The organism is Neochlamydia sp. AcF65 (assembly GCF_018342435.1).
Classification (GTDB): Bacteria; Chlamydiota; Chlamydiia; order Chlamydiales; family Parachlamydiaceae; genus Neochlamydia.
This window is the reverse complement of record NZ_JAEMUE010000033.1, coordinates 38308-64844: the sequence shown is the minus strand read 5'-3', so window position 1 is coordinate 64844 and position 26537 is coordinate 38308. Positions and strand designations below refer to the sequence as shown.

The following is a 26537-nucleotide window of genomic DNA, read 5'->3' as shown; positions in this document are numbered from 1 at the left end:
GCTACAGAAATAGACGTAAAAGATTTGCCCTTCGCTTCAACTTAATTGCAGCAATCTATAACTGGGAATTAAATACGTGAGTTTCGAAAGAGGTCTATTATTTAAATCCATTGGTTGAAGAAACCCCTAAGGGAAAAAAGGCTTCTAAGTAAGCTAGTCTATTAAAAAATAATTTAGATAAGCTCCATTGCCAGCGTACAATAGGAAATAATTTAACTTAAGACTGGTTATTATAATTTTTCTTACTGTACGTTAAATTTAAATGACAAGAGTTTGGAAAAACTTTTAATTTATTTATTCAATATCAGATACTTTCTAGATCACGGGTTTCAAATAATGAAGAGATAAACTTCATCTTACAGCTTTTTTGTCCTTTTTTAGGATATATCTGCGTAAAAAGTGGCAATCATTTCATTTTTCTGTGGATAAGTCCATCCTGCTACCCAATTTTTTTTTATTTAAGCCAATCAGTTTTACGATACTTTTCAAGCTATAATCGGGCAGGTGTAACACTAAGCAGTCCCCAAAGAGTAACCTATACTTTTGAGCAACTCTTTACATAATCATATACTCAATAAAGAACTCTAAATCACATTAATACTATTAGATTCCTCAGGTAGAGAAATACAAAGCGAGGATAAACTTCCTAAAAATTGTTATGCCGCTTATATTTTAGTAGCAGCTATCCTAGAAGCATTTCAATGTAAGAGTCCTAAGGAAAATATTTTTGCCTAATGGCTCTTACGTTAACAACTATGCATCTGAATAACTTACTTAAATAAAGCTGTGTAAGTTGGCATACTAAGCTTTTTTTCCAAATAGCCTAAACGATTCAACACCTGTTAAAGTTTCATGCAAAGGCGATAAGTTAGAGATGTTGTTTTTAGCTCGGAATGTAGAGCCCTGGGTTTCTTCTATGTTTATTCCCTTTATGCATGTGTAGGCTGGTATTTCCTTTGATAAGCCATAAGCACAGAGCCTATCAAGGCAATCGTGAACCAGAGCCAGCGAATGCAAGATGATAAGTCAAGCGTATGGAATTCATGCCATAGATTGCTAAGTAAAATGATAGTGAGCAGCAGCGGGCCTACATAGCGTAGTGATACAGAAAAGAAGCTAGCTTGAGAGCTATTATACCAAATAGCATCTTCTCGCAAAGCAGGGCAAGCATATTGGAAAGTAATAATGAGGGCTATCCCTCCAATCAGCATATTGATGCCTAAAACCATGGGGGCAAGGGCATCGATAATATGCGAGGCATTACCAAAACAAAAGAGGACCGCCATGCTAAGGAGTGCCGACATAGTAACAGTGACAGCTTTCTTACGTGATAGCGTAAATTCTTTTTCTACATTCCCTACAATACTCTCTGCTATAGAAAATACTCCCGTAATGCCAGCTATGAAAATGCAGAAGAAAAAGATTGTACCCACTATCTGAGCCCAATGCTCACCAAAAGATTGCAAGATTTTGGGAAATAAGATAAAACCAATTTCAAAAGTAGAGTCTGAGGAAAGAATTTGCTCAAACGGAACCTTTTGTATATGGCTGATGTGAGCTAGGCATCCAAAGATTGCTAAGCCAGAAATGAATGAGACGGCAAAGTCTCCTAACGTTACCCAAAACATTGCCTGAGCTATATTGGTTTTTTGATCAGTATGACGGGAGTAGCCTACAATAATTCCTAGACCCAAAGAAAGGCTAAAAAACAGCTGGCCAAACACATCACGCCAAAGCGTAGGGTCATTTAGCCGAGAAAAATCAGGGGACAGATAATGTCTTAAAGCATCTAATCCTCCTGGAAGAAACATCGTAGTAATAGCAAATGCTGTCATGATAAAAGCTAGTAAAGGCATGAATAAGGTACATATTTTTTCAATGCCATCCCTAACATTTCTTATCATAACAAGATAAGTTAATAGGCACATGGATACTGTAGCAATCAAGACAGGAAAAGATAAAGGACCTAATTGATGAATACTTTCAGTCGTCTTTAAGAATTCTTGAAAAAAAAATGACTTAGAGTCAGAAGGGATCTGTTTAGAGGCCGCAAAATAGGTATAGGCTGCAGAATAAGCTGTTAAGACAATATAAAAGGCGCCTATTGTTAAGCAAGCAACCACAGAGAGCCAGCCGAGCACTTTTCCTTTTTTTCCTAACACTTTATGATAAGCAGAGACAATCGGCAGCTTCCAAGTATAACCAATAAGGCCTTCCAGCATGAGCATGGGAACGCCTAACATGAAAACGGCAAGGATATAGGGGACTAAAAATGCGCCTCCTCCATTTTTGTAAACTTGGGCACTAAAGCTTAAAATATTGGCAAAGCCTACCGCAGACCCTATTAAGGACCATACGTATCCCGACTGACTTTTCCAGGTGGTTGTTTGCGGTTGCGACATATAAAAAGTTCCTTGGTCAGCAAATTTTCTAATCTTTTAAATGATTTTCCTTAATTTCATACCATAGGCAAGAAAATTAAGTTTTTTAGCGTAACAAGCTAAGAAAAAGGGAGGAAAAGAATGAAGAATAACCTGAAATCAGGGGGAAAACAGGTTTATTCAATGAGACTTTCATACATAATACTTAAATCAAAAAATTAATAGATGCATTTTATGTGATAAGAATGTTAATTGTCAAATAGATCTTGTGCTTTGCTGCTGCAGCCCGCCCCAAAGTTATAGAGCTTGATTGGGAAGAGAGGCTGTCAAGAAAACCTCAGTTTTAGCATGAGGCTTAAAATCATCATTCAAGCAATCAATTAGTGGCGGATTGAGCGGTCATATAAGCTGTAGGGGAGCCAGCGAGCAAGCTTTAAAAGTAGAAAAGATCAAGCTCAAACTCATCTTTCTTTTAACGCAAAATATAAGCTAAATTGTAAGGGAAGTATTCATGCAGGTCTTATGTGTCGATCAGGATAAAAACTTTTGTAATTTTATAAAAAAAGAGGGGGAAGCTTTAGGTGTGAGCGTAAGTGGAGTAACGACGTTTGACCAGGCGCAAGAGAAAATGAGGGATCAAAGCTCGTATGCCTGTATTTTCAATTCGTCTTACTGCGAGCAGCTAGTCATGCTTGATCAACTTTCCTTTTCTTTAGCTTATGTGGATTTGCCTAATGTTTCATTCCTGCAGGAGCTTAAAGCAACCCAAAAAGTACGCTATATAGTAGGCAAGATGATGAGCTCTGAAGAAGCTCGTTATCTCTTAGGTCAGTTATGCCAGCTTGAGGCTTACGAAAAACTTAAAGGCGACTGGGTAGCAGAAATTCCAGAGCAGTTAATGAAGGCCTATGAAAGCTCTAGCTATGAAAAATTAGGCATACTAGAAAAGTTAATCAAAAATAATTCCCATCAACTTCCTTGGGAAGAATTCCAATTCATTGTCCACAAAATAGCCGGCAGTGCAGGCTTTTATGGTCGTTTTAAGGCTTGTGAAATATGTAAAAAAATGGAAACACACATCAAAAAAAAAGAGTATAATCTTATTGATTTAAACTCTTTTTATCGCCAGCTTTATCTTTATATTCAATGAACGGTTTTTACAGAGAAAATGAGGCTAAAACGTGGGCCAGCACCTTCCCTCTATTTATAAGCCATAATAGCGCTTCTTCCTTTGTATTAAAAGGGCAGGAGACCCTATTAATAAGCAAAAATTGTAAGACATACGATTTTTAATGATTATACGCTCTAAATTTAGCCCGGGGCTCTGATAGATGGAGAAGAAAGCTAAGAGTAAGCCGAAACGAGGCCTTATTCATCTCTTATTTTTCTATCCTATTTAAAAATGCTCAGAGTCGGCCGTATTAACTTTTCAACTTTTCTAAGGGGACCCTTAATCATTTGTATATGGATACTCCTGAAGAAGAGGGGCAGCCCATTGACTTTATCATGCGTGGGAATCTAAAAAATCTTTCTCAAAAAACGATGGATGGAAAAAATGATTGCTATCACAATTACTCACTTGCATGGGTTAAAAATAAATCGGAAGAGGAGGGATTTGAACCCCCGTTACCCTTACGAGTAAATCTGTTTTCGAGACAGACGCATTCAGCCACTCTGCCACTCTTCCTGGAGCAAATATCTTGCCAAAAAAGGATTCAAAACACAATCTTTTTCAAAAAAAGGAAAGAATAAATAAAAATGATCATTCATTTTCACTCCTATAGGCAGTATATTTTTACCTTTTTTCTTAGAAAAGCTGCCATGCTTTAAAAAATTCGTAAAATTGCTTAGAATAATGTTGACCTTCAAGATTACATTTGCCATATTTAAATTACGTCTACCCTATTTGACTTACACTTAAGTAGGGCTTAAAATTTTGTCGCCTTTCGGATGAAATCGTTCCGAACATAAGAAAAACCATTAAAATTAACCTCTATAAGGTTAACAAAAGGAGTCTCATGGTAGCGCAAAAGAAAAGTACAGCACGTAAATCTGCAACACATCGTTCACAAGCAAAAAAAATTCTTTTGAAAGTACTACGGTTGAAAACCGTAAATCCGGCCTGACTTAATAAAATCTGATTAAACCTTTAACTATACAGGAGAAAAAATGAATAAAGAATTTTTCGAGGGTAGTTGGCATGAGCTCAAAGGGAAAATTAAGGAAAAATGGGGCAAATTGACTGATGATGATCTTTTAAGAATTGATGGAAGCTGGGAGCGAATGTTAGGTAGCTTGGAAAAAAACTATGGTTATAAAAAAGACCAAGCAGAAAAAGAATTAAGTAAATGGAAAAATGAAAGCACACACTTAGGGAGGTAAATATGAAGTTCACTAGTATGGAAGATCTACTTGTCTATGAGTTACAAGACCTCTTAAGTGGGGAAATGCAAATGTTGGAAGCCTTACCCCTCATGCAAAAGGCCGCTTCTCATCCTGAGCTAAAAGCAGCATTTGAAAAGCATTTACAGGAAACTAAACAGCAGGTTAAGCGGTTAGAAATTGCTTTATCCTACTTAGACGCAGAAGCTAGTCATACTAACTTTTGCAAGGCGATGAAAGGTATGATTGCGGAGGGCGAAGAGATTATAAAAATTCACGCTCCCGACGATCTAAAAGATGCTGGCCTGATCGGTGCCGCCCAAAAAATCGAACACTATGAAATTGCTGGTTACGGAACGGCAAAAGCCCATGCGGCATGGTTGAGTTTAGACGAGGTAGTAAACCTTTTGGATGAGACCTTGCAAGAAGAGGCCAGTACCGACAAAAAACTGACCAAGCTTGCTGAGGGTTCCATGTTTACTTCAGGGATAAATAAGCAGGCCTCCAAATAATCAATCAAGAGGTTATTCCGAAAGCATGCTTAGCATGCTTTCGGAAGTACGCCATGCTAGGCGCGGAAAAACGCTTTGAAAAATACCGGCTTTTAATATCTCTGTAAGGCCTTAACTAACGATAAAAAGATTATTTAAAAATCACAAATTTAAAGGATAAAGAAAGGTAGATGTACCGCTGTAGTCATTAGCGCTCTTAAAATTTTTTTAAGGAGTAACTTCAGTTTCATATCTCGGGATTATCCTTAATTTCTCCGCCTCTAACTTTATACCTTCCCTTTAGAAAATTTAAGGCCTTTAAACTTAGGGCTCATTCTTTGATTTTACAGCCTTAATTTAAACGGCTATACAAAAATTAAGAGAGAGGAGGGGGATAAAAAGCAAAAGTCCACAGAAAAAGGCTTTGTTGAAATCAATGAGCTCTAGCTTCTTAATTTTAATGATGATTAATTAAAAATAAACTCGGGTAACTGGCCAAAAAAATTTAATCGTTAAGCGAGAATAGAATGATATTAAAAGCTTATCAGCAAAAAAAGACATTAAAAAAAGCTTCTATCCCTATGCCAGAGATGTCTGTAGACCCTTCTTGCTGCTTACCCATTTTTTGTATCCAAAAACATGCAGCTTCTCATTTACATTATGATTTTAGAATCGAATGTCAAGGCGTGCTTATAAGCTGGGCTATCCCCAAGGGTCCTTCCCTTAATCCTTACAATAAACGCTTAGCCATTCGTGTAGAAGACCATCCCTTAGCTTATCGTCATTTTGAAGGAGTTATTCCTCGAGGGAATTATGGAGCAGGAGAAGTGGTTCTTTGGGATGAAGGAATCTACACTTTAGCGGGATTGAAGGCTAAGAAGGATATTGAGAATGCTTGCTTAAAAGGTTTAGAAAAGGGCCACTTAGAGATAGAGTTGCATGGCCATAAATTAAAAGGCGGTTTTGTCTTGCAGCAATGGAAAAAAGAAAAAGATAAAAATTGGTTATTGATTAAACGTAAAGATCAATATGTGGATTTAAAAATAGATGTGTTAGAGCAGACTCAATCGGTGCGCACTTGCTTTCCTAACACCTTTTAAATAAGCTTTTTTATTAACGAATGATTACAGTAAGAACAGTGAAGAGAGCAATGATTAGGGAGATCTTGATTAAAGAGTAAGCAATAGCTGGATAAATGCACAAGATAAGACGTAAAACATACAACGATCTTCTAAGAAATTGCTTCCTTTTGCAGCTTAACCCAAATTTTGGTAACAGAAAGCGGTCTTATTTGCGTTAGCGATGATAAAGAACGACCCTATTATCGAAAAATAAATAATTCGAGAATAACAAACAATCTTATTCCCAAGGGTGATTATAAAGCTCTTTGTTATTAGCGAATACTGACATTTTCGATAATAAGTGCTAGTGTATCCCTATAGCCACCGAGGAATGAATGGACATACTACAATCACCTGCCGGACAAATTATAAAATCTTTAAAGTGGATATAAAGCTTTTGTACCAACTCCACTATCACCCCCATTCAAGTGGAACACCCAAATAGTAAGTGCTTTGTCACGAGCGGATTTTTTATTAGGTAAATTGGCTCGAGAAGGAGGCAAATTGCCCAATCCTCATCTATTAATGCGACCCTTTATTACCCGTGAAGCTGTTCTTTCGAGCAAAATCGAAGGTACTCAAGCAACTATTGGAGAAATACTAGCAGCTAGCGTCGGGATTAGTGTGCAACGAAACCCTGATGATCTCCGGGAAGTGCAAAATTATATTGTAGCCCTCGATTACGGGATAAAACGATTAGGAGATCTTCCTCTGTCATTGAGGCTCATTAAAGAAATTCACCACCATTTAATGCAAGGTGTTAGAAGGTCACATGCAACCCCTGGAGAATTTAGGCGTAGCCAAAACTGGATAGGAACACCAGGTTGTACGCTCAATACGGCCAAATCCATTCCTCCTCCACCAGATCACTTGATGGATTGCTTAGGTGAATTTGAAAAATTTCTACATGAAAGGCAGCTTCCACCTTTAATTCATACTGCCCTAGGCCATTATCAATTTGAAGCCATTCATCCATTTTTGGATGGAAATGGACGCATGGGCCGGCTGCTAATTATATTATTGTTGATTGAGCAAAAAATGTTGCCAACACCGATCTTGTACTTAAGTGCCTTTTTTGAAGCTACACGTGATGAGTACTACAAGCAGCTTTATAACGTGAGTGCTAAAGGTACATGGCATGAATGGTTGATTTATTTTTTGAATGGCATCGCGGTACAAACTGAAGATGTGTTGTTGCGGGTAGAGAGAATCAATGACTTGTTGAATAAATGGAAAATGCAGGTGGCAAGAAGCACAGCTAATGTTCCTGTACTGATTGTAGAACACCTTGCAGTAAACCCCTATCTTATCACGAGCAGAATAGCAGAAGAACTTAAAATCGCTTATAGTACAGCCCAAAGGGGTATACAAAAGCTTGAGGAAGCGAAAATTATCAAACAGATCAACAGTACTAGACGCGATAAAATTTATTGTGCTACAGAAATATTGGCAATTCTTGAAGAAGCTACAAAAATTAATGCGGATTTTCAATGACCTCTTAGGTAAGCTAAGTCCAACTCTTGTTAAAGTTGCAAATGTCCGCGAAACTTCTTTAAATTTTTCCTCTCACTTTTTTTTCTAATTGTGTAATCCGACTCACTTTTATCGGATCTTTTTGGATCCTTATCTGGATGATGATGTAAATAAATTCTTTTATGTGCGTTTTTTATCTCTTTTCTGAAGCGTTTAGTTGTACTCCTAAGATTGCATAAGAGGATGCTTTACCCTTATCCTTTTACACATTATTAAAGAAATTCTAAAGTCCGTAGCTTAAATCCCCATAGAGAGAATTGTTGGATCTATTTATCAAGGATTAAACGGATGTTATGCTGGATTAATAAGGCAAAAGAGAGGTTTTAAGCTATCCTTATACGCTTTTGAGCCACTCTTTATGTAATCATATGCTTAATAAAAAGCTTGTTTTTACGGATAGAAGCAGCCTGGGAAAAGGCTAATTTCTTTTTTGGTTATGCAGATGCAATTTCTTTAAAAGGTATTATTTTCGAACTTGGAATTGAAAGATAAAAAGGCGATCATAGCACTGTGTGAGCTCTTTGATAAGCTTTATAATACTTGCTTGATCATTTCAAGGTCGGAAGAGGTAGGATTCGAACCCACGGACCCCGTGAAGGGCCTTCTGTTTTCAAGACAGACGCAATCGGCCACTCTGCCACTCTTCCTTAAAATCTGAAGGGTATCTTATAGCTGATAGAAAGTTATTTGTGCAAGTTAAATATTTGAAAATCAGCGATTCTAAATTTAAGTGGGGAGACACCTTTTTATGGAGAGGGATTTTATTAGATTCAAAAAAAAGCTGCTTTGCTAAAGAGGGGAGCCATCGATACCTGCTAGCAAGCTTTACCTTTTGATTTTAAAATTTTCTCTCGCTCTTATTTTTAACTTTGATTTTCTTAAACTACAATTAATCGCTTAAAGCATGGGTTTAAAAAAACTTTCCTCCTCATCTATTAGAGGTAATAACCAAGATAGGGCTGGCTTAAATCCTCTTTACTTTAAGGGGAAGAGATTTTAGTTAAATGGAGACCGTTTTTATCTCTTTAAAGTTGAAAATGCTGTTTTATTCCTTTGGAACACATTTTAATAAGTTTTCGCTTATCTTAAAGTTTCGCAGCTGAGGTAGTAGGCTACTTATTGAGGACGGAAGAAGGGTAAGGGGGTTATTGTCTAAGTAAAGCTCTTGTAGCTGAGGGAGCTGACCTATCTCTTCCGGAAGGCCCTCCAGGTGGTTGTCATTTAAATAGAGGATCTGTAGCTGAGTTAGTTTACCTAGGGAAATAGGAAGGCAGGTAAGTTGATTATTGTCTAAGTAGAGCTCTTCTAACTTAGAAAGTTGACCTATTTCTTCCGGCAGAGAAGTGAGCTGATTGTGGCTTAAATAAAGGGTGTATAGCTGAGAGAGACGACCTATTTCTGAAGGAAGGAGTGTGAGTTGGTTATTGTTTAAGCGAAGCCAGCGTAGTTGAGCAAGCTGACCGATTTTGGAAGAAAGGAAAGTAAGTTTGTTATTGCTTATATTTAAATCCTGTAGATTTGAGAGTTGCTCTATCTCAGGCGGAAGAAAGGCGAAATCATTTCTCTCCAAATCAAGCCATTGCAGCTGAGAGAGCTGACCTATTGATTGAGGAAGTGTGTTTAGCTGGTTGTCCATTAAATAAAGAGTGTGCAGCTGGGGCAGCTGTTCTAGCTTAATTGAAAGAGAAGTTAATTGATTGCTGTTTAGGCAAAGCCACTGTAGGCAAGAGAGCTGTGTTATCTCCGGTGGAAGAGAGGTAAGCTTGTTATCATTTAAGTTAAGCCATTTCAGGTGAGATAACTGTCCTAAACCAGCAGGAAGGGTGTTGAGACGATTGCTGCTTAAGTTAAGATTTTGGAGTTCAAATAGCTTGCTGATCTCGGCCGGGAGAGTGGTCAGTTGGTTTTCGCTTAAGTAAAGGATATGAAGCTGAGACAGCTGTCCTATGTCGGGAGGTAAATAGGTCAATCCACTGAGATTTAAATCTAAATGCTTAATATTTTTTTTATGATTTTTAATCCATCTTCTAAAAAGCTCTGCTTTTTCTTCTAGAGGTAACTGCTTGACTTTTTCTTGGTTTAAGAATTCCTCTCCACCAGGGATTTCTTTCCAAATTAAAAGACGATTAATATTTAAGAGATAAGAAAAATAATTACTTAAAGTGAAAGCTTTTTTTTCTTCAGTTTTCTCTTTAAACTCGAAAGGGGAGAGAGAGGCAGCTAAGATAAAAACTTGATGAAAAATTGTGCTTACCTTTTTTACTACAGGAAGATTTTCTTCTATTTGGTAAAGCTTATTGAGAATACAAGTGGGGATGCTATCATATCTTGAACTTGAAGGAAAATGAAGCTTAATTATTCCTTGGTATAAAGAAGGCATGACTTCAGTCGTTAAAAGATGTTGCCAGCGTCTACAAACACTAAACAAAGAGGGTGTAGCACAATGCCCTAAAATAGGAATTAGTACTTCATTAGGAAGCCTTTCAATCGGGCTAGAAAAGATTGGATTCATGGCATCCTGTCTTTAAGGTTATCTGTAGATCTTTAACTTTTTTATAGTGGTCTCCTAGGCTATTTGATGTTCCTTCTCATCTTCTCTTTTAGACACTAAAAAGTGAATCATAAAATAGCTTCCAAGTGAGCCTATGAGAAGCATAAGTTTTAGTAAAATCGCTTGTGAAGATTTGCTAAAATCGACTTTATAGATCTGTGAAATTATAAATGCTTTTATATTTATCGTACAAATACTCAATATAAGCCTTCTCGTTAAACTCTTTTTTTGTTACAAGCTTTAGCAACTTCTTGCTATCATATTGCCTGCCATAACGATGAACATGCAAATTAAGCCATTCTTTTATAAATAGTAAGTCTCCTTTAGACACCTGTTCTTGCCAATCAGGATGTTGTTTTTCAAAAGCGGAAAAAAGATGAGAGGCAAATAGATTACCTAAGGTATAGGTAGGGAAATAGCCGAAAGAACCTGTTGACCAATGAATATCTTGAAGGCATCCTTCGGCAGGATTGGAGGGCGTTAAATTCAAGAGCTCTTGCATCTTAGCATTCCATGCCTCAGGTATTTCATCGACTGATAAAGAGCCTTCAATGAGTGCTTTTTCTAGCTCAAAGCGCAAAATGATATGTAAGCTATAGGTAACTTCATCAGCTTCCACACGAATCAATGAGGGTTCCACCTTATTAATTGCTTTATAAAATGAAGCTATTGGAATTTTTTCTAATTGGTGAGGAAAATTTTTTTGTAATAAAGGAAAGAAATGCTTCCAAAAAGCTTTGCTTTGTCCAATGCGAGTTTCCCACCATCTCGATTGGCTTTCATGTAACCCTAAAGAAACAGCTTCTCCTAACGGGCTTCCATAATGTTCTGGAAGCAATCCCATTTCATATAATCCATGACCCGCTTCGTGCATAATAGCCGAAATGCTGCTCATTAATGAATGAGGGTGAAGGCGAGTGGTGATCCGACTATCAGTAGGATGGCTGGCAGAAGAGAAGGGATGAGAGGATATATCAAGCCGCCCTCTAGTCTGATCATAGCCTATAGCGTTCATCAACTGCTGTCCAAATTCTAGCTGTTTTTTGGGATCAAAGTTTCCAAATAGAAAACTATTGTCTATCTTTTTAGAAGAGCTGATTTTTTTTAAAAGATTTGTGATGGGGGGCTGTAAATTTGCAAAGAGAGTGGAAACTTCCGCGGTAGAAGTGTGAGGTTCGTAAAGGTCTAGTAAGGCATCATAAGGGTGATCTTGATAGCCTAGTAAATCTGCTTTTTTGCGATTCATGTAAATGATTTTTTCTAAATAGGGGGCTAAAATAGAAAAATTGTTTTGCTGTTTAGCGGTACGCCAGGCCATGATGGCTTGAGACGTAGTAGCAGTAAACTCTTCTACAAAATTGGCACTAAGACATTTTTCTTGTTGGTAGTCTCTTCTCCAAACTTGCAAAGCAGCTTTTTGCTGAGCACTTAATCCTTTAGCAATTATTTTACCTGTATTGAGCTCGATAAGCTTTGCAAGAGATTTGGCAAATGCAGGAGAGGTCTTGGACTTGTGAATAATTCCTGCCAGCACTTTTAGCTGCTCAGAGCGAATAGCGGAGGCGGCGTGAGGCATATAAGTCTCTTGATCCCAGTCTAATATAGACGTTATTCCACTTAAAATTCGACTATAATGGGATTTTTCATGCAAGGCTTCATAATCTTTTTGTGCTTGAGCAGATGTCATAGTTCCTACTTTGAATTCTTTAAAGGTTTGACTTTAGCATGCAAGAGGCTTTTTTTGCTAACGACATTGGAAAATCCATAGCGGAAAAAGCGAGCTCTAATAATAAAAATTTTTTTTGCTTGTTGAAGAGTACCTTCAGTAAAACCTTACCTGCTTAAAAAGTAGAGTTGGTTTTAGTAAAGTACTGAGTAACTTGGATCTAAAGTTAACTTATCTCCTATACGGGCTCAATGGCTTTATAGTAAGCTAAAGGCTATCTCTCTTTTATGTTTTTCTAAACAGCTATGCATGTCTTTAACATATTAAGTAATAAAGAAACAAGCCCTGGCAGCTACAAATTAAAATGCTGTTTTATTTCCTCCGAAATATCCTGAAGTAGATTTTCATCCAAATTAAGAGCTAACCATTTAGATAACCGCGTGATCTCTATAGGAAGGGAGGTTAGCTGATTGTGTTCTAAGTTAAGGTCTTCTAGCTGGAATATTTGCCCTATTTCTGCAGGAAGAGTAGTAAGCTGGTTGTTATTTAAGGAAAGCGTTCGCAGCTGAGAAAGCTGCCCTATTTCTATAGGAAGGGCAGTGAGCTGGTTATAATTTAGCTCTAGGTATTCCAATGAAAATAACTCTCCTAGGGTGGGGGAAAGGGAGGTAAGTTGGTTATTGTTTAAGTAGAGTATTTGCAGGTGAGAAAGTTGCCCTATCTCTACGGGAAGGGTGGTAAGCTGGTTGTTATTTAAAGAAAGCGTTCGCAGCTGAGAAGAGTGGCTAATTTCTAAAGGAAGAGAAGTTAGCTGGTTTCTGTTTAAATAAATGCTTTTTAACTGATGCAGGTCTCCTATTTCTGTAGGAAGAGTGGTCAGTTGGTTATTATTCACGGAAAGCGTTTGCAGCTGAGAAAGTTGCTCTATCTTTGCAGGAAGGAAAGTTAGCTGATTTCTGTCTAAGCATAGCGTTTGCAGGTGTGATAACTGCCTTATCTCTGCTGGTAGGGAGGTAAGGTGGTTGTCATTTAAGTAAAGCTCTTCAAGTTCGACAAATTCTCCTATCTCAGCAGGTAGAGTAGTAAGCTGGTTACTATTTAAGTAAAGGCTTCTTAGCTGAATCAGATGCCCTATTTCTTTAGGAAGGGAGGTAAGTTGGTTGTTATTTAAGTAAAGCTTTTGTAACTGACTTAATCTTCCTATTGCGCTGGGAAAAGTGAGGATCTGATTGTTGGTTAAGTCAAGGCTCCATAGCTGAGAAAGTTGTCCTATTTCGGCAGGAAGAGTGGTGAGCTGGTTGTTGCTTAAGCCAAGGAGTTGCAGTTGTGTTAGCTGACCTATCTTTGCAGGGATTATGGTAAGCTGGTTGTTGCTTAAGTCGAGCTCCTGTAGCTGAGGCAACAGTCCTATCTCAGCAGGAAGAAAGGTAAGCTGGTTATTCTGTAGGAAAAGATACTGCAGCTTGGATAGCTGTCCTATTTCTAAAGGTAAGAAAGTTAAGCCACTTCTTTCTAGATTTAATAGAGTAATATTTTTGCTATACCTTTCAATCCATTCTCTAAAAAGCTCTCCTTTTTTTGCTAAAGGCAAATGTTTAATTTTCTCTTGGTTTAAGTATTCCATTCCTCCTTCAAGTCTTTTCCATATTAAGAGGCGATTAACATTTATGAGATAAGAGAAGTAATTAGCCAAAGTAAAATGTTGCTTTTTCTCTGTTATTCCTTTGAAATCTAAAGGAGAAAGAGTGCTAACCTGAGTAAAGAGCTTTTTAAAGATTTTATTTATCTTTTCTAGCTTAGAGAGCTTAGTTTCTAGTTTATAAAGTTTATCTAAAATACGAGCTTGTTCAATAGCATTCCCTTCAGGAAAATGAATTTTACCTATTTGCTTATAAAGAGAGGGCATTACCTCGGTAGCTAGTAGATGATGCCATTTTATGCAAACGCTAGCTAAAGAAGGGCTAGCGCAACCCCTTAAAATAAGGGTGAGTATTTCATTAGGCAGGTGTTCAAGAGCAGTGGAGCTAGGGCTCATTTTATTACTTCTTTAAATTGTAGGCAATTTTAGTGGTGGCATTTTATAGGAAAGAATAAAGTCTTAAGTGGTTCTGAAGATATTTATTTTAAAAGAGGAAATTTTTTCTTAAATTTCTCTGGGTTTTTAAAGAGGGGCCCGGCCAAGTTTAAAATATTTTCAAGAAGAAGAGCTCGAAAGATAAGGATAAGTTCTCTTCATACATTTTTCTTTCATTAAATATCCAACCTTTGGTTTATACGCTTTTGAGCTACTCCTCATGTACTCCTATACTTCATAAAATCCCTTTCATTAAGCAGAGAGACATCTTTTAGAGGGTTGGGTATGCAGGCTAAGTTTTTTAAAAGCATATTATTAATAATCAAGACAAGCTCTTTTATAAAAATCTTTTTTATCTTTAAGTAATTAGCTTTTAAAGTCTTTTTATTAATGCACATGCTTTCGATCTTTTAAGAAACCTTTGCAGGCTCAATCTTTTCTTGTTTAGCTAGACGATCGACAATTGTAGTAATTATTTCTTTAGTTACTTCCCCTTCAATTTGATGCTTAGCGACAAAATTAGAAAGATGCCGATCAAGTTGCGGAAGTAAAAAATAGGCATTAAAAAGGTATAATTTTTCTAAAATTTTAGGAGTTTTTTCTCCTTTGGTGGCTTGATCTACTAGGACTTCGCTCGTATTATAAAACCATTTTTCATGCCACTCTTGTTGTTTTTTTAGATCTAAAAAAGTCTGAAAAGCTTTCTGTTTTAACTCTATCTTTTTAAGGCATGTTTCAATTTTTCTTTCAATTGTTTGCAAATCAAGAGAGATTTTACGAAGATGAGGAGATTGTAAAGAAAGTCCATGCAATTTTTTTTGAGAAAGTTTAGAAGCTAAATCTTCTTTTTTAGCCATTAGCTGGTTTAATTTATCTTTAAAGCTACCCCCTTCTTGTAAAGAGCGCACAGTTTTTATGCCTTCGGATAGCACGAAAATCGATTTGTCAGGTTGATGGCGTTTAACAATCTTAGAGCTCGTTTGTTCATAGATATGATTTAAAACCTTTTTAGAAATTCTGATATCTTTAGCCTCTTGGCGGTTCATATGTCTTAGAATAGTGCGGGTCTGCTCTAATGAAGCTTCCTGAATAGGTATTTTCTTAAAACGTCTGTCTAAAGTTGTCGTTTCAATTTTTGCTTCATATTCTTCAGGGGTAGTAATTCCAACTACATAAAATAAACTGTCGGGGGAAGTGTCTATCACGCTATTAAAGCGCTGGCCTGAAATATCACTTAAGTTATGAGCTTCTTCAAACACAAGAATGATATCTTTTCTATGTTCTCCAATCTTGTCTATAAGCTGCTTCAGCGGAGATTTAAAATCGAATAGATTTCCATTGCGAGCTAATTCACCACTATTTACGTAAAAAAGTTTTTTATTTTTAAGAACGGGAGGAACTTCTCCAGTAGCTAACCGCCAGCCTAAGCCTTTCATAAGCTCGGTTTTTCCAATCCCTGATTTACCAATAAGCAATGGATGTTTACGGCCTGTTTCATTGTTGCAGGCTAAAGCTTGAATGATTTCATCCAGTTCTTGCTCTCTGCCATAGATAGGTTTGATAAAGCCATTTTTAATTTGTTGAGTTAAATTTATGCAATAGGGAAGCTGATTGGGACATCTATTTAGCCATCGTTTAAAAAAGAGACTGGCAATTCCACTTGCTACCGTGCCCCCGGCAATAACTGCTACAGAGATAAAGGGATTAACGATTAGATGAAGAACAAATTTGATAATATGAAGAGGAATTTCAAGAAGCCTCCAGTAAATATCCAACATATATTTGGTTTCAAAATAGGTGTTGGGTTCTTTGCCTAATTCTAATAAATTAAAAGCGACAATGAGTGTACGAACAAGATTATTAAAGATTCTAAAAAGAAAAAATTGTTTAGAGGTATGCAGGAGTTTCATACGTGCTTCCTCCCCCTCATATTTTTTGATAATTTGCCTAACCGTATCCACACGTTTAGCTATTAGATGAGTATCCAAGGCATTTTGATCTATTAGAGGAATCTCTTCTCCTTCACATGATGTTAACGAGATTAAAGAGCGCAAGTGCTTAAGAGACATCCATTGAATGCATTGATTCCCTCGAAAACGTTGACCTTTCTCAAAATCTGTTTTCAATGCTTTTTCTAAAAGCAATTTTCTTTCTAGATCAGACATGTTTTTTATAATGATTCTTAGCTTTTTTTCTAGCCTAAATAAATGCTTAGAATCCACGGCTTCTAAAAAAAGAGAAACCTTTTGGCTGCTCTCTTTTATTATATCTGTTCGTTTTGCAAGAGCGTTGATGGCTTTTATCAAAGGAGTTTCTTCTCTACTTACCCTCTTCAATAGCTTTTTGCCTAGGGAACACCAAAAAGGTTGCTGGGCTTGAGGAGTGGGAAAGCGTTTTTCAATAGCGGGAGGATTCGAACCTAAAGAAGAAAAGGGAGTAGAAGGGGCAGCGGTGAAAGAGCTGATGGCTACCTTCATAATAAGGTCCTTGGTTTTGAAAATTAGGGAGTTAGTTTAGCATAACTTCTCTCGAATTACAAATAGTTAAGCTAAGAGAGATAAGTTTCTTATTTCTATCAGGTTAGCTTTCTAGTGAGTTTGCTATTTTACGCGAAAAAGCTTAATATTTGTAGAGGTAAGATCATAGCCAAGCTTACTTTGCTGAATAGATAAGTGCTATAAATGGATGTATAAAATATTATTTTGCTAGCCTGCTGCTAGCCAAAGCGTAGCCTAAAAAGAGCAAAAGAGTGATTGCTATCTCCTACTGTAATGGTAAAAATTATGATTCTAGGCTATACAACCCCTTCCGCATTAAAATCGCTCGACCCACGCGAGTGTTTACAAATCCAAGGCTATCCTGGCACGCGTTAAAAAAGCTACTGCCCAACATTTATAACTAAAAAATTCTCATCTAAAATTGTTATAAAAATAGAGGTACAAGCTTGGCGCCATGCTTTAACTTAATTGCCGACATCTATCATTAGGAATTAAAAAGATGGGCGTTGAAGCAGAATTATTATAAAATTAACATGGCATCGCCATACGAAAGAAAACGGTAACGCTCTTTAATAGCCTTATTATAAGCTTCTTTGATTAACTCCGGTGAAGCAAAAGCACTGACTAGCATAAGTAGACTTGAACCTGGCTGATGAAAGTTGGTTAAGAGATGTTGTACATATTTAAATTGATAGCCCGGATGAATAAAGATGTTGGTGTTATATTTCCCTCCCCTTATCATGCCAGAAGGGGAGGATGCTGCCTCTAGAGCACGGCAAGAAGTGGTACCTACGCAGAGTTGTCGCTTGTTGATAGGTCTTTTATTAAGGCGCTCGGCTGTCTCTTGACTAATTTCAAAGGATTCATCATGCATTTGATGTTCACGTATATCCTCTACCTTAACGGGCAGAAAAGTCCCTAAACCAATATGCAATGTAAGCTTATCTACCTGAACGCTTTTTTTTTCGAGTTTTTGTAGCAACTTATCCGTAAAGTGCAAGCCTGCGGTAGGTGCAGCTACAGAGCCAGGATGTTGCGCATAGACAGTTTGATAGCGCTCCTTATCTAGTTCAGGAATAGCTGCGCGACGCATATAAGGAGGGAGAGGGATATGACCAAATTTTTCTAAAGCTTGTGTAATATCTCCTTCATAATCGAAATTGACCACACGCTTGCCATCGGCTAAAACGTCTATAATTTTGCAGGAAAAACCTTCTTTAAAGGTCACATAGCTTCCCTTGCCTAGTTTTTTACCCGGTTTTACTAAAGCTTCCCAATCGCCTGTTGGAAGCCTTTTGATCAAAAATATCTCTGCTTTACCTCCCGTAGAACGTGAACCGATAAGGCGAGAGGGAAGAACTTTGGTATTATTGAATACTAGGCTATCTCCTTTGCCTAAAAAGTCAGCCAATTCATGAAAAACCATTTCATACATATTTCCTGAAGAGCGGTCGACTACAAGTAGGCGTGTAGTATCACGAGGCTCGCACGGGTATTGAGCGATCAACTCTTCAGGTAAATCATATAGATAATTATTTAGTGAATGCCAATCTTTCATAAAAGGTTAGAGATATAAAGTCCTTAAAGGTGACAGGGAATCGAGCAAGAAACCATTATAGGGGGCCAGAAAATTTAAAGGTGGTGTTAGGAATGAAAATCTGTTGAGAAAGATCCATCTCATTTAACTCAGCCTTAAAGTGCCTCTTAAGCGCAGGCTTTCTTTATCTTTACTTTTTTTAGTTTGGCTTTCTATCTCTATCTCTGTCTAGCTTCTATAGGCAAGGTTATTGAATTAGCTTTACTATGTTAATTAATTCGCGATTAAATCTACTTGTGCACCAGGGAAAGCTTTCCTAAGAATTTGAGCGGCATGTTCACCTTGATGGGCAAGCATGGCAGCTTGATCTAAAGAAATTTTAGAATGGATAACTTGTGCATCTGCTCCATCTATTGCTTCTATACTATCCCACTTAGCCATCAACGGATTTGAAGAAAAAGTCATCACCATATGGTGAGTGGCTTTAACCGCTTGCTCGATAAGCTTAGAAGGGGGAGAAAGGGCATATCCCTGATAGCCTATTTGTCTGGCTTCAACGTCCCAGTAATGACTAGGAGCTTTTTGCTTTAGATAATAGGCATTTGTGCGTGCCGCAATGGCCACTGCAGCTAAAGCTTCTCCTGGCAGCGGTGCTTGCAGCCTTGCTGCTAGGACTGTTTTGACATATTCATCAAAAGGAATTTCATTAACAATACTAATTGTACCTCCGATGTCATAGATGTAAATACGTCCTTTATATTCAATGCCGTCGACTATTATAGTAGTAGCTTTGTCATCAGGCAGAATCATGAGCTGGTAAAGGCCTGGAAACTCTTCCTGCCATTTTAAGCCTTCGCTTAAAGGTTGAATATATTTTTTTTTACCGATAAAGCGTGTGCTTATATGCTTATTGGCATGAGGATCGTAAATTTTGTATTTACCTTTGACCTCCAACATAGCCCCTGGTTTATTATGCATAATTAAAATTTTTAAAGTATCATTGGCTGCCGGCAAGGGTTTGTTAAAAAAGGTAGATAAAGAATCTGCTATGCCTGCATACGCTGCATTGGACAGTAGAATGAGACTCAAGAAAGCGATGAACATTTTTTTGATCATAGTCGTTCTCCTAATTATTGATCGTTAATTTTAAATGCTGATAGGCAAGAGGTGTGACTTCACGACCGCGCGGAGTTCTTTTAATAAAACCTTGCATGATAAGGTAGGGCTCGTACACTTCTTCAATCGTATGGGCTTCTTCTCCAATAGCAACAGCAATAGTATTGAGTCCCACCGGGCCACCCTTATAATGGTGAATCATCGTTTCTAAAATCTTAATATCCATTTCATCTAAACCTTTATGATCGATGGAAAGCATTTCTAAAGCTTTTGAAACAACTTCTGGGTTAATTTTATTACCTGCACGGATCTGGGCATAATCACGCACCCAGCGCAAAAGATTATTGGCAATTCGTGGAGTCCCGCGTGCACGGCGGGCAATTTCTAAAGCCGCTTCAGGGGCGATATTTAAATTTAAAATGCGCCCTGTACGCATGATGATTTGCACCAGAATCTCGGGAGGATAAAGTTCCAAGCGACAATTAAGCGCAAAACGAGATCTTAAAGGGCTAGAAAGCAGTCCTGAACGGGTCGTTGCACCTGCTAAGGTGAATTTGCTTAATTTAACTTGAACGCTACGCGCATTGGGGCCACTGTCGATCATAAGATCGAGCACAAAATCCTCCATAGCAGGATAAAGATATTCTTCGATGGTACGGTTGAGGCGATGAATTTCATCGATAAAGAGAATGTCGCCATCTTTGAGGTTAGTGAGCAAGCCAGCAAGATCGCCAGGCTTCTCAATGACTGGGCCTGAGGTTATCACTATATTAGTGCCCATGACCTTAGCAAGAATATTAGCAAGTGTTGTTTTTCCTAAACCTGGGGGGCCAGAAAAGAGGCAATGCCCTAATGCTTCTTTACGTTGCTTGGCAGCTTCTATAAGAACTGTTAGTCGTTCACGTAACTGATCTTGGCCGATAAAATCAGCCAAGGATTGAGGGCGTAAGGGGACTTCAAAAGTAACATCTTCTTGACCTAGAGTAGATTCAATGTAATTTTTTGATTCCATAATTAATCTTTAGGAAAAGAACCCTAAGGCGTTTAGGAAAACAAATATTATTAAGATAGGAGACATTATTTTAAAGCAAAACCTAAAATAATGCAATAGCCAAGGATGATTGTCAAAAAAATGAGAAGAGCCTAGTTTTAAACTATTTAAGCTATGAGTAGTGCCCCATACCCATCCTACGAGGATGATGGCTAAAAAGCCTCCTACCGGAATAAGGATAGCGTTAGCAACAAAATCAGTAAGAGCAAGAAAAGTCATTCCCTGCCAGCGTACATCAGCCAGGATGCTGCTTGAAAGAGCACTCGGAATACCTACAAGGAAAGCACCCAAGCCACAAATTAATACGGCTTGACGACGTTTCCACCCCCATTCGTCCATTAAATATGCGATTGTAGGCTCCATTGCAGATATTTCTGAAGTCGTTGCTGCTAAAACTACGAGTAAAAAGAACATGCTTGCTAGGAAATGCCCACCAGGAAGGTGGCTGAATACCCACGGGAGGGTATGGAAAATAAGCCCCGAGCCTTGATCAGGCTTTAAATCTACGGAAAAAACAATCGTGAAGACAGCTACTGCAGAAAGCAAAGAGACGAGTGTATCCATAATCACTACAGGATAGCTGCTTTTTACTAAATTTTCATCAGGCTTTAAATAACTACCATAGGTTACTATAGTGCCTTGCCCTATGCTAAGGGTAAAAAATGACTGACCTAGCGCGGCTAAGATTGCAGTGGGAGTGAGAAGACTCCAATTGGGTTTAAGTAAAAATTCTAGCCCTAGCTGAGCATTTGGCATCTTTAAACCTGTGCCTACTAAATAGAGTAGAACTAAAAATAGTAAAGGCATCATAATCTTGTTGCCTCGTTCAATGCCGTTACGCACTCCAAGATATAAAATTCCAATACAGATAAGAAGAAAACAAAAATGAAAGCTTAGCCCCCATAGTGGGTTATTCATAAGGCTACGATGATGATCAGCCACTTGAGTAGCCGAGGTAAAATTCGAAAGATTTCCTTGGACTGCCTCAACTAGGTATCCCAGCACCCATCCAGCGACTGCACTATAAAAAGAACTAACAATAAATCCTGTAAGAATGGTTAGCTTTCCTGCCCAAGACCATGCTAATTTGCCTCCTAAAAGGCGGAAAGCTCCGCTAGGACTTGTTTGCGCTGTTCGACCGATTAACATCTCTGCCATAAAGACGGGAAATCCAATCAGAAATAAGCACAATAAGTAAACGATAATAAAAGCAGAGCCTCCATATTGGCCTACAATGTAAGGAAAGCGCCAAATGTTAGCGAGTCCAACCGCTGATCCTGCCACGGCAAAGATAAAGCCTAGGCGCGAACCCCATAAAGGTCTTGTCATTCAGTATTCCTGTTTGTTAACCGGCATTGATCATCTATTCAGCCTGGCAATTTGGCCGCTTATAATCTAAAAGGCGCGGTATATTTTTTTAGGGTTGCCAAAAGTGTAGCGAAGTCTTTAAATATTTGCATTATAAAATCTATTCGCTAGCTGATAAGCTCAAAATGGAGGGGATATAATAAACTATTCTAAGAGATTGGCAAGCTAAGGTTAACTTTAGATATTAAAAATTTTTTTCCTTTATAGACACTTTAAGCTTTTTATTGTTTTGTTTGCCATTTTCTAATGATAGAAGGGGTAGTTCTAAAAGCTGCAGTAAAAAGAATCACTGAATAAGTTAAAAAAAATTGCTTTAATTGGACGTTGGATGATACAATCGGAATTTATGACGTTTTTGTTTTTAATTAAAATGTAATACCAAACATCAAACCGGTTAATTTAGGGCAGGTTTTTGTTTTGGCATATTTTTCAAGGAGAAAACTGATGACAAGTTTTAATAGTGAAGTATCGAGGACGAAGGCTTTAAATGCAGTTAAAAGCGAAGATTCCAAAGAGACGACAGAAATGGAACTAGAACAGCTCGTGTTTCTTCTACTCACCGAGCGGCTTAATCAACTCCAGCAAAAAAGCAATGATGAATTTCAAGAATTGAAAAAACGTCAGGAAGAAGTAGTGCAGATGCATAAGGTGTTAAAGCTGATTAACAGCCATACCACTGATCGCAGTGAATTATCTTTTGATACCTCGCATGATTTAACTCAGCATTTGAAAGACGCTAAAGAAAAATTAGGGATTGATATTCAGGAAGGCTCTATTAAAAACGGTAAAATGATCTATACGAAAGATCAACGCGATAGGTTAATTGATAATATTCGTATGACCATTGACGATTATAATACTAAAAATGATATGCAAATGCAGACTGTCAATCGACTAATTAATGAGCGTTATGAGTCTTATCAAATGGCTCGCGCTATTTTAAAACCTATCCATGATGATAAAATGAGCAAAGCTCGTGCTATCGTAGGCCGTTAATTGAGGAGGATCATATGCTGTTAGATAAACTTAACTCAAGTTCAGAAAGGAGTTGGGAATTAAATACAAATGCCGAAACGCATGGCAACAGCTATTGGAAAAAGCAAGGTTCTGCACCTGCTGATGTCCAGCCTTCTCTGTATGCAAGTTCGATTACTTCTTTAAAACCTATTGAAGCTACTAATCAAGCTGTGCAAAACGAGCAACTTCACGGGGAAAAAAATAAAAAAGCCCTCTCCTGGATGGAGAATTTGCGAAATACTTTAATGGGTTATCTAGGAGCTCCGCAAAAAAAGGCTTTTGTGCCTGCCTTAGAAGCCCAACAAAAAATGAAGATTTCACTTGAGTCGACTACCCAAGCTTGTGCACTTGAGGAATTTAAAAATAGATCATCTGCTATTCATAAGCAACCTGAAACGATTAAAATAGAAGCTTTAGGAAAACAAAAGAAAGGCTTTTTATACCAGCTAGGTGATTGGATTAAAGAAAAATGGAGCTTTTTTAGCGGAAGCTCAAAAGGCAGTAAGCCTGCTGAAAAAATAATGGAGCGAGAGTATTCTTCACCAGCTAAGCCGCTGGCACGTCCTTCTTTTAAAGAGATCGATGAAGATTTTAAATATGTAGATATCACCGTTATGGATCCTTTAAAAGCTATGCTAGCCATATTAGTTAAGCAAGGGGAGTTACGCCAAGAGCAGGCTACGCTAATCAATCAGCAAATTCTTCACAGGCAGCAAGACTTAAAAGCGCTGCACGCCGAGCGTATGCAAATTCAAGCTGAACTTGCTCTGATAGGTAAACGCTCTGGTGTTTTAGAAAAAGTCAGCGTAGGATTAACGGTCACGCAAGCCCTAGGGGGAATAGCCTCTGCTGCTATGGTAGTGGCAACTGCAGCTACAATAGCTACAGGTGGTGCTGCCGCGCCCCTTATGTTTGTAACGGGAGTTTTCAATGGCATGGCAGGAGCAGGCCAAGCATTTAATACTTGGTTAAAAGGTGACACTAAAGATAAACTAAATAAACTGCAAGGTGAGTTGTTAGCAAGGACATCCCAACGCGATGAATACCAATTTCAACTTAAAGTGGATGTTCAAGAGATTAAAAAAGCGCTAGTTTCTTTGATAAGCCATGCGGAAATGGGAAGTGGACTTCTTTCTGCCCAGTATGGTAAATAAATAATAATTTTTGAGGAGAATTGATTATGCGTGAAGATGCAATAAAAGAAAGCTATTCCTCTTGTGCGCCCCGTGGCCCATTAGGTGGAGAGTATCCGCTAGATTTTAAAGCTAGCGATGCCATTCAGACTACCGAGCGTTATTCTAGCTCAGTCGCATCTTGTAAAGATTTCCCCCTTCCTATTTACGCTGCTAAAGATCTTTTTATTGAATCGGAACAAGAAGCTAATCTAAAAATAGCTGAAATGCAAAAAGCCAAGCAAAAGGAAGCAATTTTAAAAAGAAATAAAAAAAGTTTTTGGCAACTTTTTAATAAAGAAACCTTAGTTAGCTGGAAAGACAAGGCCTTTAACCTTTTTGGAAAAAATAAACTAGCTAGCATTAAAAACGTGTCGATAACTGCCCCCTTGGCAATCGAGCCGACTAGTGAGCTAGCCCCAGTTAAAATTAACAAGAAAGAGGATATCGAAGCTCAACGTATTAAAGAAATTGAGGATATGCTTGTCGCTTATGAACTAGAGCTACAAAATGCTAATGGCGGCAATATGAAAGCCATGATGGAAATGATGTGCAAAATTTCCATTTTGTTAGGATCGCTTGGTCATCGTTATAACAAGAAAGAGATCGATGATTTATTTAAGCATCTAGAAGTAAATGTTAAAAAAAGAGTGAAAACATTTGAAGGCGGGCGTGCTTGGACCTATGTTTCAGTCTTTCTACAAGGAACAGGAGCAGCTCTTTCCTTTGCTCCTTTAGGTGGCCAGATGCTAGGTGACACTTCCATGCTCGGCAAAACTTTAACAAATTTAGGCCAAACTTCGCACGGAATAAGTGGATTTGGACATGCTATTAGCAAAATTGGGGACATTGAATCGGAGAAAAAAATGGCTGCTCGTACCGAGCATGATCATGAAGGGGAGAAGTTAAAACAAACTCGCCATGACCGTGATCGAAGCATAGAAAAAATCCATCAATCTAGTCAGCAATTATTTGCGATTATGAATGAGCTAGCGCGCACTCATACTGAATCAGTTAAGAGAGCTGCAGCTGTTTAATCTTGCTAACGGTGCTGGAAAGGCACCGTTTCTTGCTAATTTCTTTTTTATTCGTTTATCTTTTATTTACATGATGCTTGCACAGGTTAAATTAAGGAAACTCATAAAAAAACTTTTCCCTATTCAAGATAAAACTTAATCTAAGAAAATAAAACTTTTTCCAGCTCGTCAATTTTCTTTTATAGTTTTATTTAGCTACTACTTAAAAAATGTTTGATATAAATCGAGTTTTTTCGTAAAGAAAATTATTTATACCAACTTTTAAGGAGTAGCTATGTCAGTAGGTAACAATATTACATGTTTAGAAAAACGGATAGATTACGAAAGAATATATATTCCTCGCATTTGCGGTGCTGTCGGTAGTGAATTTATAAGGGTTATTCCTCTAGTGGGGGGAGTGTTGCATTACCTTAAATCTAGGCAGCTTCTTAGTAAGATTAAACGCTTAGATAAAAATGAGTTAACCGAAAAGAAAAAAATGAAATCTGCTATTCGGTTTCATAATTTAATGGCAGCCGCCCAGTTTGTGCCAGCCTTAGGTAGTGCTGTAGGTTTTGTAGAAGCAGCAATTTTTGCAGCTAGGGGTAAACCACGCAAAAATAAAAAGAAGCAGCTAGTTATAAATAACTTAGGTCTTAAAATCTCTGGCTCAGAGAATGGCGATTTGCTTGCTCTTGAACAAAAAGAGCTTGTAAGCACTAAACAAGCGAAAAAAAAGAAAAAGATTGATCTTAACAATGGCTCCTCATCTGCCGAGTCCCAAACCTCCTCTATTGAATCTGCAGAGCCATCTAAAGAGGCTAAAATAGAAGAAAAAAATAGCGTAGAGTATACGATCGTTATTATTCGTGAAAAAGCTCTTCACGAAAGGGTAAGAAAAATTGAAAAGGAGATGAAAAAGCAATTAGGCCGGGTAATGATCCATAAAATTACTCCAGATCAGTTAAATACAGATATTCCTGACCATATGCTAGCCTTTCATATTTACTTTAATGCGGGGCAGCCTGATTTTCCTAAGTTAAATAGACGCCAATCAGAGATAGCTGCAAAATGTAAAAATAATTGCGTCTTAGTCTCCTTAAATCGTCGAGATATTGCACAATATGCAAGTAAAATCATTCACTCAGGTTATATCAAAAAGGGAAAATTAAAAAAGAAATCGATTACTCAACTCTGCTTACAAAATCCTCTTCAAGAGAAATTGAAAAAATCTACCGTCAAAGCCCTTGGTAAAGAAATGTCAAAAGTTTTCAAAAAATATGTCAAAGTAAGAAAATAGCTGGCTTTAATGCCTTTAAGTTTTTTCCAAGTCCTTTATCATGCTTACATGGCATGATAAAGGACTTTTTTGTCTGTAATGAACAACCTTGCTTTGGCTTACGAATGCTTGCTAGGCCTGATTCATCAATCTTCCTCACTTAATTTATTAAATTTTTAGCTAGAGCTAGAAAAAAAATCTTGTTTAGTGAAACTCATTTAAGGAAAGAGTGATTTTGAACTTGCTTTTTCTTTCTCTCATACAGGAGGAAAAAACTTTTCATG

At 37.7% G+C, this 26537-nt stretch carries 18 protein-coding genes and 2 tRNA genes; 9 read left to right on the top strand and 11 right to left on the bottom strand.

Going from position 1 to position 26537, the window contains the following annotated elements; translation table 11 throughout:
• Window positions 1-929: 929 nt before the first annotated feature.
• Complete coding sequence (locus NEOC65_RS03550; protein ID WP_166155255.1) at window positions 930-2402, bottom strand: sodium-dependent transporter; 1473 nt, start codon at window positions 2400-2402, stop codon at window positions 930-932.
• Window positions 2403-2892: 490 nt separating this feature from the next.
• Here NEOC65_RS03550 and NEOC65_RS03545 point away from each other — a divergent pair, with 490 nt between their 5' ends.
• The gene (locus NEOC65_RS03545; protein WP_166155257.1) at window positions 2893-3531 is read left to right on the top strand and encodes an Hpt domain-containing protein; all 639 of its coding nucleotides are present in this window, start codon (window positions 2893-2895) and stop codon (window positions 3529-3531) included.
• A gap of 450 nt (window positions 3532-3981) precedes the next feature.
• Here the strand turns inward: NEOC65_RS03545 and NEOC65_RS03540 are convergent.
• Window positions 3982-4068, bottom strand: a tRNA-Ser gene (locus NEOC65_RS03540).
• 482 nt (window positions 4069-4550) lie between these two features.
• Between NEOC65_RS03540 and NEOC65_RS03535 the strand changes: the two genes are divergently transcribed.
• From NEOC65_RS03535 to NEOC65_RS03520, 4 genes are all read left to right on the top strand, one after another.
• Window positions 4551-4763 carry a CsbD family protein gene (locus NEOC65_RS03535; RefSeq protein WP_044882008.1) on the top strand — a complete coding sequence of 71 codons (213 nt, stop codon included), beginning with the start codon at window positions 4551-4553 and terminating at the stop codon, window positions 4761-4763.
• 2 nt (window positions 4764-4765) lie between these two features.
• On the top strand, window positions 4766-5275 hold the full coding sequence (locus tag NEOC65_RS03530; RefSeq protein WP_166155259.1) for a YciE/YciF ferroxidase family protein: 510 nt from the start codon (window positions 4766-4768) through the stop codon (window positions 5273-5275).
• A 506-nt stretch (window positions 5276-5781) separates the two neighbouring features.
• Complete coding sequence (locus tag NEOC65_RS03525) at window positions 5782-6354, top strand: DNA polymerase ligase N-terminal domain-containing protein (RefSeq protein WP_213152437.1); 573 nt, start codon at window positions 5782-5784, stop codon at window positions 6352-6354.
• Between the two features lie 525 nt (window positions 6355-6879).
• The gene (locus NEOC65_RS03520; protein WP_249299021.1) at window positions 6880-7869 is read left to right on the top strand and encodes a Fic family protein; all 990 of its coding nucleotides are present in this window, start codon (window positions 6880-6882) and stop codon (window positions 7867-7869) included.
• 599 nt (window positions 7870-8468) lie between these two features.
• Here NEOC65_RS03520 and NEOC65_RS03515 read toward each other — a convergent pair.
• The 9 genes from NEOC65_RS03515 to NEOC65_RS03475 all read right to left on the bottom strand — a co-directional run bounded on the left by NEOC65_RS03515 (window position 8469) and on the right by NEOC65_RS03475 (window position 21730).
• Window positions 8469-8555 (bottom strand) — tRNA-Ser (locus NEOC65_RS03515).
• A gap of 398 nt (window positions 8556-8953) precedes the next feature.
• Window positions 8954-10420, bottom strand: a complete 1467-nt coding sequence (locus NEOC65_RS03510; RefSeq protein WP_213150970.1) for a leucine-rich repeat domain-containing protein — start codon at window positions 10418-10420, stop codon at window positions 8954-8956.
• Window positions 10421-10607: 187 nt separating this feature from the next.
• Entirely contained in the window at window positions 10608-12146 is a 1539-nt protein-coding gene (locus tag NEOC65_RS03505) for a carboxypeptidase M32 (protein ID WP_213150972.1), read from the bottom strand.
• A gap of 331 nt (window positions 12147-12477) precedes the next feature.
• Window positions 12478-14160, bottom strand: a complete 1683-nt coding sequence (locus NEOC65_RS03500; protein WP_213150974.1) for a leucine-rich repeat domain-containing protein — start codon at window positions 14158-14160, stop codon at window positions 12478-12480.
• A gap of 449 nt (window positions 14161-14609) precedes the next feature.
• Entirely contained in the window at window positions 14610-16676 is a 2067-nt protein-coding gene (locus NEOC65_RS03495) for an ATP-dependent Clp protease ATP-binding subunit (protein ID WP_213155718.1), read from the bottom strand.
• A gap of 541 nt (window positions 16677-17217) precedes the next feature.
• Window positions 17218-18255 (bottom strand): tRNA preQ1(34) S-adenosylmethionine ribosyltransferase-isomerase QueA, encoded by a 1038-nt coding sequence (queA, locus tag NEOC65_RS03490; protein ID WP_213155717.1) that lies wholly within the window; start codon window positions 18253-18255, stop codon window positions 17218-17220.
• 252 nt (window positions 18256-18507) lie between these two features.
• The gene (locus NEOC65_RS03485; protein WP_166158241.1) at window positions 18508-19350 is read right to left on the bottom strand and encodes a SpoIID/LytB domain-containing protein; all 843 of its coding nucleotides are present in this window, start codon (window positions 19348-19350) and stop codon (window positions 18508-18510) included.
• A gap of 10 nt (window positions 19351-19360) precedes the next feature.
• Complete coding sequence (ruvB, locus tag NEOC65_RS03480; RefSeq protein WP_166158244.1) at window positions 19361-20362, bottom strand: Holliday junction branch migration DNA helicase RuvB; 1002 nt, start codon at window positions 20360-20362, stop codon at window positions 19361-19363.
• A gap of 9 nt (window positions 20363-20371) precedes the next feature.
• The gene (locus NEOC65_RS03475) at window positions 20372-21730 is read right to left on the bottom strand and encodes a sodium-dependent transporter (protein ID WP_213155716.1); all 1359 of its coding nucleotides are present in this window, start codon (window positions 21728-21730) and stop codon (window positions 20372-20374) included.
• A 483-nt stretch (window positions 21731-22213) separates the two neighbouring features.
• Between NEOC65_RS03475 and NEOC65_RS03470 the strand changes: the two genes are divergently transcribed.
• From NEOC65_RS03470 to NEOC65_RS03455, 4 genes are all read left to right on the top strand, one after another.
• A complete protein-coding gene (locus tag NEOC65_RS03470; RefSeq protein WP_213152559.1) occupies window positions 22214-22765 on the top strand; it encodes a hypothetical protein in 552 nt (183 codons plus the stop codon).
• A gap of 14 nt (window positions 22766-22779) precedes the next feature.
• Window positions 22780-23940, top strand: coding sequence for a hypothetical protein (locus tag NEOC65_RS03465; protein WP_213152560.1), 1161 nt, complete (start codon window positions 22780-22782; stop codon window positions 23938-23940).
• Window positions 23941-23966: 26 nt separating this feature from the next.
• On the top strand, window positions 23967-24995 hold the full coding sequence (locus NEOC65_RS03460) for a hypothetical protein (RefSeq protein ID WP_213152561.1): 1029 nt from the start codon (window positions 23967-23969) through the stop codon (window positions 24993-24995).
• 274 nt (window positions 24996-25269) lie between these two features.
• A complete protein-coding gene (locus NEOC65_RS03455; protein WP_166158259.1) occupies window positions 25270-26274 on the top strand; it encodes a hypothetical protein in 1005 nt (334 codons plus the stop codon).
• Window positions 26275-26537: the final 263 nt, after the last annotated feature.